This is a genomic window from Bacillus sp. BPN334, assembly GCF_008368885.1.
GTDB classification, from domain to species: domain Bacteria; phylum Bacillota; class Bacilli; order Bacillales; family Bacillaceae_G; genus Bacillus_A; species Bacillus_A wiedmannii.
The window spans coordinates 338,055-348,271 of sequence record NZ_QOZW01000010.1; the positions used below are offsets into that span (position 1 = coordinate 338,055).

Annotated in this window: 4 protein-coding genes, 22 tRNA genes and 1 rRNA gene; 2 read left to right on the forward strand and 25 right to left on the reverse strand. The window is 40.3% G+C overall.

The genetic code is table 11. The features are described 5' to 3' along the window. Positions 1-4,224 carry a S8 family serine peptidase gene (locus tag DN393_RS16965; RefSeq protein ID WP_149173701.1) on the forward strand — a complete coding sequence of 1,408 codons (4,224 nt, stop codon included), beginning with the start codon at positions 1-3 and terminating at the stop codon, positions 4,222-4,224. A gap of 171 nt (positions 4,225-4,395) precedes the next feature. Here DN393_RS16965 and DN393_RS16975 read toward each other — a convergent pair whose 3' ends face one another. Both DN393_RS16975 and DN393_RS16980 read right to left on the reverse strand, forming a co-directional pair. Next, positions 4,396-5,340, reverse strand: a complete 945-nt coding sequence (locus tag DN393_RS16975; protein WP_000715344.1) for an L-lactate dehydrogenase — start codon at positions 5,338-5,340, stop codon at positions 4,396-4,398. 400 nt (positions 5,341-5,740) lie between these two features. Continuing rightward, positions 5,741-6,340: a TetR/AcrR family transcriptional regulator gene (locus DN393_RS16980; protein ID WP_064474430.1), complete on the reverse strand. Its 600-nt coding sequence runs from the start codon at positions 6,338-6,340 to the stop codon at positions 5,741-5,743. A gap of 324 nt (positions 6,341-6,664) precedes the next feature. Between DN393_RS16980 and DN393_RS16985 the strand changes: the two genes are divergently transcribed. Then, positions 6,665-7,888, forward strand: coding sequence for an MFS transporter (locus tag DN393_RS16985; RefSeq protein ID WP_098101801.1), 1,224 nt, complete (start codon positions 6,665-6,667; stop codon positions 7,886-7,888). 163 nt (positions 7,889-8,051) lie between these two features. On the opposite strand, the gene DN393_RS16990 is transcribed toward DN393_RS16985, so the two are convergent. From DN393_RS16990 to rrf, 23 genes are all read right to left on the reverse strand, one after another. Continuing rightward, positions 8,052-8,123, reverse strand: a tRNA-Glu gene (locus tag DN393_RS16990). Between the two features lie 5 nt (positions 8,124-8,128). Next, positions 8,129-8,219: transfer RNA gene (locus tag DN393_RS16995), tRNA-Ser, on the reverse strand. A 6-nt stretch (positions 8,220-8,225) separates the two neighbouring features. Beyond that, a tRNA-Asn gene (locus tag DN393_RS17000) sits at positions 8,226-8,300 on the reverse strand. A gap of 7 nt (positions 8,301-8,307) precedes the next feature. Then, positions 8,308-8,384, reverse strand: a tRNA-Ile gene (locus DN393_RS17005). A 10-nt stretch (positions 8,385-8,394) separates the two neighbouring features. Beyond that, positions 8,395-8,465 (reverse strand) — tRNA-Gly (locus DN393_RS17010). A gap of 13 nt (positions 8,466-8,478) precedes the next feature. Next, positions 8,479-8,554, reverse strand: a tRNA-Lys gene (locus tag DN393_RS17015). 10 nt (positions 8,555-8,564) lie between these two features. Next, a tRNA-Thr gene (locus tag DN393_RS17020) sits at positions 8,565-8,640 on the reverse strand. Between the two features lie 14 nt (positions 8,641-8,654). Then, positions 8,655-8,730, reverse strand: a tRNA-Phe gene (locus tag DN393_RS17025). A gap of 14 nt (positions 8,731-8,744) precedes the next feature. Further along, positions 8,745-8,820: transfer RNA gene (locus tag DN393_RS17030), tRNA-Asp, on the reverse strand. A 3-nt stretch (positions 8,821-8,823) separates the two neighbouring features. Then, a tRNA-Met gene (locus tag DN393_RS17035) sits at positions 8,824-8,900 on the reverse strand. A 27-nt stretch (positions 8,901-8,927) separates the two neighbouring features. Continuing rightward, positions 8,928-9,020: transfer RNA gene (locus tag DN393_RS17040), tRNA-Ser, on the reverse strand. 17 nt (positions 9,021-9,037) lie between these two features. After that, positions 9,038-9,114, reverse strand: a tRNA-Ile gene (locus DN393_RS17045). 4 nt (positions 9,115-9,118) lie between these two features. Beyond that, a tRNA-Met gene (locus DN393_RS17050) sits at positions 9,119-9,195 on the reverse strand. 20 nt (positions 9,196-9,215) lie between these two features. Continuing rightward, positions 9,216-9,288 (reverse strand) — tRNA-Ala (locus DN393_RS17055). A 13-nt stretch (positions 9,289-9,301) separates the two neighbouring features. Then, positions 9,302-9,375, reverse strand: a tRNA-Pro gene (locus DN393_RS17060). 10 nt (positions 9,376-9,385) lie between these two features. Then, a tRNA-Arg gene (locus DN393_RS17065) sits at positions 9,386-9,459 on the reverse strand. A 3-nt stretch (positions 9,460-9,462) separates the two neighbouring features. Beyond that, positions 9,463-9,551, reverse strand: a tRNA-Leu gene (locus DN393_RS17070). Positions 9,552-9,567: 16 nt separating this feature from the next. Further along, positions 9,568-9,642, reverse strand: a tRNA-Gly gene (locus tag DN393_RS17075). Positions 9,643-9,671: 29 nt separating this feature from the next. Next, positions 9,672-9,752 (reverse strand) — tRNA-Leu (locus DN393_RS17080). Positions 9,753-9,772: 20 nt separating this feature from the next. Beyond that, positions 9,773-9,848 (reverse strand) — tRNA-His (locus DN393_RS17085). A 10-nt stretch (positions 9,849-9,858) separates the two neighbouring features. After that, positions 9,859-9,934: transfer RNA gene (locus DN393_RS17090), tRNA-Thr, on the reverse strand. 4 nt (positions 9,935-9,938) lie between these two features. Next, positions 9,939-10,014 (reverse strand) — tRNA-Val (locus DN393_RS17095). Positions 10,015-10,018: 4 nt separating this feature from the next. Continuing rightward, positions 10,019-10,134 (reverse strand): 5S ribosomal RNA (gene rrf / locus DN393_RS17100). Positions 10,135-10,217: the final 83 nt, after the last annotated feature.

Consider the following 10,217-nt stretch of genomic DNA (forward strand, 5'->3'; position numbering starts at 1 on the left):
ATGAAAAAGAAAAATCGTTTTGTTACCGGAATTGTAACGGCTGGCGTTCTATTTTCAACTGCCCTTCCGTTCAATGTTCTCGCTGAAAACCCAATTAACCAAATTGACTCTTCCAGCGTCCAGTCTTTACTATCAAAACTTTCTAAAGAACAACGTCAGGCATTACAAACGTTAGATACCAATCCTGGTTTTACTATTTCGCCAGATATTAATACGAGTAGTTCTGAACCAGTAAATATCATTGTAGAGTTTCAAACTGCTCCAGTAAAGATTAATGAATTAAAGCAAAAAGAAAAAGGGTTACAAGCTGCTCCTAAAAATATAAAAGCACGTATTGATCAAGAACATGAAGAATTCCAAAAAGGACTCAAACGTCTTTATCAATTTAGCCCATCAGTAAAATCAGGGAATTTCCAGTCTGTACAAATTAAACGTTCTTATAAGCATGCTATAAATGGCGTTGCGCTGACATTACCTGCCAATACAGTTGAAGAATTGTTACGAATTGGCGTTGTAAAACGTATTTGGAAAGATTACGAAGTGAAACTAAATTTACCAAAACAAGCAGAGCAGAAAGCACCTCAAAAACTAACAGATAGCATTCCACAAATTGGGGTAGATAAGTTACATAGCGAGGGCATTACCGGAAAAGGAATTAAAGTTGGTGTATTAGATACAGGTATTGATTACAATCATCCCGACTTAAAAGACGTGTATAAAGGCTATCGCGCAAAACCGGGTGAAGATTCTAGTAAGGTAGACCCAAACTCCGTAAAAGGTTGGGACTTTATTAATAACGATGCAGATCCGATGGAAACAACTTATACAGAGTGGCAACAATCTGGTGCTCCTGAATTTGATGATCGCGGTTCTTCCTTCTACACTGCGCATGGTACTCACGTAGCAGGTATCGTTTCTGCTCAAAAGAAAAACAAATCAGATTCCGCAGTAAAAGGTGTTGCACCTGACATTGAACTGTATAACTACCGAGTACTCGGTCCTTATGGAAGCGGAGATAGTTCCGGTATTATTGCTGCAATCGATAAATCTATTTCTGACGGTATGAACGTCATTAACTTATCGTTAGGTGACGATAGCAACAATCCGCTTGATCCAACGTCTATCGCTGTCAATAATGCAATGCTTTCGGGCGTTGTTACAGTCGTTGCTGCTGGTAACTCTGGTCCAAATCCAGCAACACTCGGATCACCAGGCGCTTCTCCATTTGCTATTACAGTCGGAGCAAGTGATAGCTCTATTTCCTTACCGAAACTATCAGGTCATGCTGGACAATTACAATTCCCTAATCTAATTTTATTCGGCAAAAACTTCACTGATAAAATAGAAGATTTCAAAGGAAAATCTCTCCCTATTGAATCTGTAGGAATTGGTACTCCTGACGAGTTTAGTAAAAAAGATGTAAAAGGAAAAATCGCTCTCGTTGCACGTGGTACAATTTCATTTGATGAAAAGATCGCAAATGCGAAACAAGCTGGTGCAACAGCAGTTATTATTTATAACAATGTGGATGGAGAAATTCCTAACTACATTGGCGAAAGCACAAAATACATTCCTGCATTCCGCCTAACGAAAGAAGATGGCGAAAAACTAAAAGCTCAAATCGAACAAGGCAAAACATCCTTAACTTTCGATGAAATCAATTACATTCAAACAGAAGGCGATCATCTTGCAGACTTTAGCTCACGCGGTCCTGTTACATCAAATGATGATATTAAACCTGATATTACAGCGCCTGGTGTTGCGGTACTTTCAACGGTACCGGAATATATTAACGACCCACAAGAAGGTGAAAACTACGATGTTTCCTATGAACGTATGCAAGGAACATCTATGGCATCTCCACATATCGCTGGCGTTGCTGCTCTTATTTTACAAGAACACCCAGAATACTCTCCATTCGATGTAAAAGCGTCTCTTATGAACACTGCTGATGATTTAAAAGAAAAGTATTCCGTATATGAAGTGGGAGCTGGAAGAGTAGATGCTTATAACTCTGTTCACACTGAAACAAGTTTTAAAGTGTTAGATACGACAAAAACGATTGTAAACGATGAAGTGATTGAAGTACCCGAAGAAACTGGATCCATTGCATTCGGTAAATACTATCAAAAAGATGGGGAATCTCTTGAACAAAAACGAAAAATTAAAGTTGAAAATCGCAATAAACAAGAGAAGAAAGAATTTAAAACAGAAATTTCTTATACACCAGCATCTTCTGCTATTAACGATGCTACCGCAAACGGTGTAAAAGTTTCTACTTCTGAAACAATTACAATTGATGCTGGAAAATCAGATGAAATTGAAGCAAAAATCAATATTCCAGCTGGTGCAAAGCAAGGCCGATATGAAGGATATATTCATATTACAAATACGAAAAATAAAGAAGAAACATATCAAATTCCGTTCTCTATTCGTGTATCAGAGCCTGGTATTGAAAATGCACTGTTATCAAGAAAAACAATCTCAACTGATACATCTAAATTCAATCCATACCGTGAATCGTATTTGCACGGGGCATTCCAATTAAACAGCGAACTGGAGACGTTAGACCTTATCGTGAAAGATTCAAAAACAAATAAAGCGCTTGGCTTCATCGGAATGTTAAACACGAGTGGACTAAAAACGGACGTGTATTACTACTTAGATTCATTCTTTAACGGCAGAGTGTATCCTTTTACAAATGATCCTGCAAAACCAATTGGTGATGAGAAAATCGACTTACCAGAAGGTGATTACACAATTGAGTTTGTTGGCTATGATAAAGCCGGAAAAGCACGTGTGAAAGGTGATTATGTCGTAATTGATAATACACCGCCAGAAGTGAAATTAACTGGATTACAGCCTGGTATTTATGAATTAAATGAAGAAAACTATACAGTAGAAGACGGTAAAAAAGCACTATGGATTAAAGGAAATGTATATGATTCTAACGTTGACTACTTAAAAGGAAAAGGATTTAACATTACGCAAGAAGCGAATGGTGTTATGTACTATGATTATTCTCCATACTTGCATAAGTTTTTGCCTATTAATGCAAATGGTGACTTTAAAGTTGGCATTACTCCTGAATCCTTTAAGGTGGAAGGCCCAATGAATACAGGCGTATATATTTTCGATTATGCAACTGCAGGTCCTGACTACCCAAGCGGTGTAAATAACTATTGGTTTATCCCGCAAGGCGCTCAATATGCAAAAGCTAGTTACGATAAAAAGGAATTATATAAAGATGATGAATTCACTGTGACGCTAAACGCCAAACATGTGAAACAATTTATATCTGGAGAATTTAACGTAAAATTCCTAGAGAAGAACTTCAAATTTGCAAATGCGAAATTGAATCCTGCTTTTGAAAAGCTCCTTTCTGAAAAAGGGGTAACGGCAAAAGTGAATGAACCTAAATTAGAAGAAGGTTCTGTCACAGTAGGCGGAGCTATCGATGACAAAAACTTTGCTGGGTTAGATGGTGATTTCCCGTTCATTGATGTAACTTTCAAAGTAGAAAATGATGAATTTTATGAAGCAAATGCTCAATTAGATTTAGCAGTGTTTGCTTACTGGAAACAAGGTGAATCAGAGCCAAACAGAATGCGTGTACTTCAAGATCAAACATTCTCAGTAATGTCTTTAAACTCACTAGCAGAAGGCAATATTAAACCTGGTGCATTCTTAAATGAACGTGGCTATTTAGATGAGAAATTCGATTATACAAAGCTTGGCGTAAAAGTATATGCAACAGATTCTTACCGTCATAAGTTTGAAGGCTCACTTGATAAATACGGTTACTTCAAACTGAATGGACTTCCTGTTAATAAACGCGACTACAACTTATACGTGGAGATTCCAGGGCATTTAACAAGCCGACTAACAACGAAATTAGGTACTGAAAAAGATGGTAAGCTACTTGGCCAATATTATTATGCACGCCTTGATGAAAGCCTTGCAGGTGATGTAAACGGAGATAAAGTAATTGATATTAAAGATGCAGAAATTATCGCTAGCAACTATGATAAAAAAGGACTGTCTGTAAAAGACGGTGACCTTAACAAAGATGGTATTGTCGACGAAAAAGATATTCGCTTCGTTGAAAAGAACTTCTTGAAGAAAGGTCCAGATGCATCTAACTCAAAAACACCTGTTGAAAAATCAAAAAGCGGTACACTTGCAGATATTTTAAAGAAATTAGGATTAACGCCTAAAAAATAATAATAAAGAGCACTCTATATAAAGTAGAGTGCTCTTTTCTATAAACGACCCTTATCCAGCAAAAGGGGTATATTGGGGATATACAAGGGAAACCGGAAAAGGAATTTATATTAAATTATATGAATTCAGAGGTAGGAAGCAGTGTCCCGCCTCTGAATGGTTTAACAATTATTATAGTACTGGTGCCATTGTTTCTTTTAATACTTTTACAGAATGAGCGAATTTCGCTTTTTCATCTTCATTTAGCTCAAGTTCTACGATCTCACGTACACCTTCGCGGTTAATAACAGCTGGAACACCTACGAAAGCATCTTTCTCACCATATTGTCCTTCAAGATATGCAGATACAGTTAATACGCTGTTCTCGTTGCTTAAGATTGCTTTAGTTACACGAAGTAGTGACATACCGATTCCGTAGTAAGTTGCACCTTTACGCTCGATGATATGGTAAGCTGCATCACGTACGTTTTCGAAGATTTTATCTAAGTCTTCTTGTTTGTACTGTTCGTTGTTAGCTAAGATTGTTTCTAGTTTTTGTACACCGATAGTAGCGTGGCTCCATACTGGAAGTTCAGTGTCACCGTGTTCACCAACGATGTAAGCATGAACGTTACGTGGATCTACATCTAAGTAGTCACCTAACATGTAACGGAAACGAGCAGAGTCTAAAGTAGTACCAGAACCGATTACGCGCTCTTTTGGTAAACCAGATTCTTTCCAAGTTACGTAAGTTAAAATATCAACTGGGTTTGTAGCGATTAAGAAAATTCCATCGAATCCGCTATCCATAATGCCGCGAACGATTTGTTTAAAGATCTTTGTATTTTTCTCAACTAAGTCTAAACGAGTTTCACCTGGCTTTTGTGGTAATCCAGCAGTGATAACAACTAGATCTGCATCTTTACAATCTGCATAGCTACCGCTCCAAACTTTTGTTGGTGATGGAGAGAATGGTACCGCATGGCTTAAGTCCATTGCTTCCCCTTCTGCTTTTGCTTCATTAACATCTACTAATACGAATTCTTCAGCTACACCTTGGTTGATCATTGAGTAAGCGTAACTACAACCTACAGCTCCTGTTCCTACTAATACTACACGATTGATACCTTTTTTCATGTTAATTTCCCCTCTCTATTGTTCACATATATTTTTTTATGATTGTTTAAGTAATTAATTAAAATACTAATTTAATGTTGTTTAACTTCTTTACATTCATATTGTAGCACGTATCATTGTGAATTACTTCACAAATTATGACCTATTTGTGAACTTTTTCACATAGAGTGTAAAGTTGATGGAATAGGTGTGGAATCCATACCAAATTAGGTGTTTTCTTTAGATTGTGAATAAAAATGTAATCACATTATAAGATTAAACTGACTGATCACATCATCCCCTTACAAGATGGACGTCAATTAGCTTATATAGAATACGATGAACTAAATGGATTAGCATATACTTTAACACCTCCCTTTTAACCATTACTGTATATTAATAAAAAGAATATCCGTTAAAATCATGCATTCTTTTCTAGTAATAAACCATCCAATATAAGTGATAGGCTATGCAAAGCTTTAGACAACTGCATCTCTGCATCTTCAGAATTCGCAATCCAACAAGCAAGGTCCACTAGTCCGCCATTTATGAATCTTGCTAAAGCCTCACAGTCCGTCTTTTCAATAATAGAGTCCTTCATTAATTGTTGAAGTATCTCCGCCATCGTCGTTAAACATTTCGACTGTGATGATTGATAATAACTAGTTCCTAATACTGCCGGTGCATCTCGAAGTACGATTCGCTGAATTTCTGGATTAAGTGCCATTGTTAAATACGCACGACAACGCCCAACAAATCCTTCCCATTTTCCTTCGGCCTCATCTGATACTTCCCCTAATTTATTATCCATTTCCATGTCAATTTCTTTTACAACCGCTTCTAACAATCCTTTTTTATCACCAAAATGATGATAAATTGCACCACGTGTTAAACCGACAGATGCTGTAAAATCATCCATAGACGTATTTACATATCCAACTGTACCAAAAGCCTCTCTTGCTGCACTCAGCAATTTAGCACGTGTTTCAGTGATCATTTCTGCTCTTGTTTTTTTAATCATCTTTTCCTCCTACTTCTATTCATCCTCTTTATTAAAAATGAATTGCATTATAGTACCGTTCTCTATGTAAAAGAATAACTCCTTTAAACGTCAGCTCTCTATCTAGAGATAAAACATTTAAATTGACATACGCTCCGTATGTTAATACGGATATTGGCATATGGTGCGTATGTCAATTATTTCTAGCTTACAAGATAGTATAACTTCTTACCTATATCCTACATTGACTCACTGTCCCTTTTTATAGAAGGTATTAATGAAACAGAGGAGGAGTTAAAAGAATGAAGAATGTATATGTAAACGTCAAATACTTTGGTGATTATCATGTTTAATTCCTACCGTGAGATTTTCAGTACTCCTGGTACAAAAGGATTCTCATTAGCAGGATTTATAGCTCGGATGCCCATATCAATGATGGGTATTGGTATTGTTACAATGTTATCTCAGTTACGTGGTGACTATTGGCTTGCTGGAGCTGTTGCAGCCACCTTTACATTATCATCTGCTTTACTAGCTCCTCATATTTCTCGTATGGCCGATCAATTAGGGCAATCTCGCATACTTCTTCCGACTGCAGGTATCAGTGTTTTCTTTACGATCCTCTTACTTCTATGTACGAAATATGAAGCTCCTTATTGGACACTATTTCTATCCGCCTTATGTGCAGGTTGTATGCCAAACATGTCAGCTATGGTACGTGCGCGTTGGACTAAACTATACCGTGGATCCCACAAATTGCATACAGTATTTTCCTTTGAATCGGTCGTCGACGAAATTTGCTTCATAATTGGTCCTGTATTATCTGTCAGTTTAAGTGTTATGTTCTTCCCAGAAGCCGGACCACTTTTATCATCTGTTTTTCTCACAATTGGGGTATGCCTATTCACCATGCAAAAAAGCACAGAACCGCCTGTGCACCCTCATGACATTACAAACAAAGGAACAGTATTTAAAATTGGTTCTTTGCGAGTACTAGTATTCACACTCATTGCTATAGGCACTATCTTCGGCACAATAGATGTCGTTAGTGTAGCTTTTGCTGAACAGCAAGGAAACACAGTAGCTGCTAGCTTTGTGCTTTCTGTCTATGCAATCGGTTCATGCCTTGCAGGTCTAATTTTCGGTACTCTTAAACTCAATACTCCACCCTATAATCAGTTTTTAATAGCAGTCACACTTTCCATGATAACAATGCTGCCACTAGTTCTCGTAAGCACTATTACTTGGCTAGTAGTTATTGTTTTCTTTGCAGGGTTATCTGTCGCTCCTACTATGATTATTACTATGGGGCTTGTGGAAAAAATCGTACCTGAATCAAAAATAACTGAAGGAATGACTTGGGCAATTACAGGACTTGGTATTGGAGTCTCTCTAGGATCAGCAGTAGCTGGTTTAGTTATTGATAACTTTGGAGCTCGTGCAGGGTTTAGTGTTGCTATTATAGCAGGAGGCCTTGCCTTAACTATTGCACTTTTAGGATACAAAACTCTCCACTCCGCATATAGTCATGCTGTTATGAAACCGGATGGGCATTCAGCAGAGAGTTAAAACATATTCAAAAAATAGGATTACCTCTTCTTATGTGTAAGGAGAGGTAATCCTATTTAAATTAATATAACTTTTTAAACTTATTATTTATAATCTGTTATAGCTTCCTCTATATTTATAAACAACAAAAAAGAGATAGCAGATTATGCTATCTCTTTTAGTATGACCCGTACGGGATTCGAACCCGTGTTACCGCCGTGAAAGGGCGGTGTCTTAACCACTTGACCAACGGGCCAATTCTGGCAGAGAAGAAGGGATTCGAACCCTCGCACCGCGTTCGCGATCTACTCCCTTAGCAGGGGAGCCCCTTGAGCCACTTGGGTACTTCTCTATAATATGGCTCCGCAGGTAGGACTCGAACCTACGACCGATCGGTTAACAGCCGATAGCTCTACCACTGAGCTACTGCGGAATAATTATGGTGGGCCTAAATGGACTCGAACCATCGACCTCACGCTTATCAGGCGTGCGCTCTAACCAGCTGAGCTATAGGCCCATAATTGAAAAGCGGGTGAAGAGAATCGAACTCTCGACCAGAGCTTGGAAGGCTCTTGTTTTACCACTAAACTACACCCGCATTAAATTGTAAATGGTGAGCCATGAAGGATTCGAACCTTCGACCCTCTGATTAAAAGTCAGATGCTCTACCAACTGAGCTAATGGCTCATTTTGAAAGTGGTGCCGACTAGAGGACTTGAACCCCCAACCTACTGATTACAAGTCAGTTGCTCTACCAGTTGAGCTAAGTCGGCTTGCGACTTCAAAATGGTGGCTCGGGACGGAATCGAACCGCCGACACGAGGATTTTCAGTCCTCTGCTCTACCGACTGAGCTACCGAGCCTTTATGTAAAAAAATGGCGGTCCCGACCGGGGTCGAACCGGCGATCTCCTGCGTGACAGGCAGGCATGTTAACCACTACACCACGGGACCATTTGGTTGCGGGGACAGGATTTGAACCTGCGACCTTCGGGTTATGAGCCCGACGAGCTACCGTGCTGCTCCACCCCGCGATGATAAAATATTTAATTTAGAAAAAATGGAGGAGGTAGAGGGATTCGAACCCCCGCGCGACTCTCGCCGCCTGTCGGTTTTCAAGACCGATCCCTTCAGCCGAACTTGGGTATACCTCCGAGATATAAAGCTTTAGTGGTGGACCTTGTAGGACTCGAACCTACGACCGGACGGTTATGAGCCGTCTGCTCTAACCAGCTGAGCTAAAGGTCCTTTATGGTAGCGGCGGAGGGGATCGAACCCCCGACCTCACGGGTATGAACCGTACGCTCTAGCCAGCTGAGCTACACCGCCATAAAAGATATTAAAATAAGTGGAGCCTAGCGGGATCGAACCGCTGACCTCCTGCGTGCAAGGCAGGCGCTCTCCCAGCTGAGCTAAGGCCCCATGTTTTGGAAAATCGGGAAGACAGGATTTGAACCTGCGACCCCCTGGTCCCAAACCAGGTGCTCTACCAAGCTGAGCCACTTCCCGTTAATAAAAGCGCGCCCGAGAGGAGTCGAACCCCTAACCTCTTGATCCGTAGTCAAACGCTCTATCCAATTGAGCTACGGGCGCATATGGTGCCGAGGGCGGGGGTCGAACCCGCACGGTGGTCACCCACCGCAGGATTTTAAGTCCTGTGCGTCTGCCTGTTCCGCCACCCCGGCATGTCATATTGAAAATTGGAGCGGAAGACGGGATTCGAACCCGCGACCCCAACCTTGGCAAGGTTGTATTCTACCACTGAACTACTTCCGCAAGACATGTATGAGTTATTTTATTAAAAGTGCGGGTGAAGGGAGTCGAACCCCCACGCCAAAGGCGCTAGATCCTAAGTCTAGTGCGTCTGCCAGTTCCGCCACACCCGCATATTAATTTTTAAGAAAAATGGGGCGACTGATGGGAATCGAACCCACGAATGCCGGAGCCACAATCCGGTGCGTTAACCACTTCGCCACAACCGCCATGATTTTCTGGTGCCGACTAGAGGACTTGAACCCCCAACCTACTGATTACAAGTCAGTTGCTCTACCAATTGAGCTAAGTCGGCTAAATGGTGGAGGATGACGGGATCGAACCGCCGACCCCCTGCTTGTAAGGCAGGTGCTCTCCCAGCTGAGCTAATCCTCCATTTGCCTGGCAACGTCCTACTCTCACAGGGACAAGGTCCCAACTACCATCGGCGCTAGAGAGCTTAACTTCCGTGTTCGGTATGGGAACGGGTGTGACCTCTCTGCCATCATTACCAGACTGTATTCATTTAAGACAAGAATCATTGTAACTTATTTAACTTTTAAAGTCAACAAGTTTTTTATATTCTTTCAAAACTAGAT

Excerpts from the sequence above, each read along its gene's own strand:
- DN393_RS16965 (WP_149173701.1), top strand. The coding sequence starts at position 1 with ATGAAAAAGAAAAATCGTTTTGTTACCGGAATTGTAACGGCTGGCGTT.
- DN393_RS16975 (WP_000715344.1), bottom strand. The coding sequence starts at position 5,340 with ATGAAAAAAGGTATCAATCGTGTAGTATTAGTAGGAACAGGAGCTGTA.
- DN393_RS16980 (WP_064474430.1), bottom strand. The coding sequence starts at position 6,340 with ATGATTAAAAAAACAAGAGCAGAAATGATCACTGAAACACGTGCTAAA.
- DN393_RS16985 (WP_098101801.1), top strand. The coding sequence starts at position 6,665 with ATGTTTAATTCCTACCGTGAGATTTTCAGTACTCCTGGTACAAAAGGA.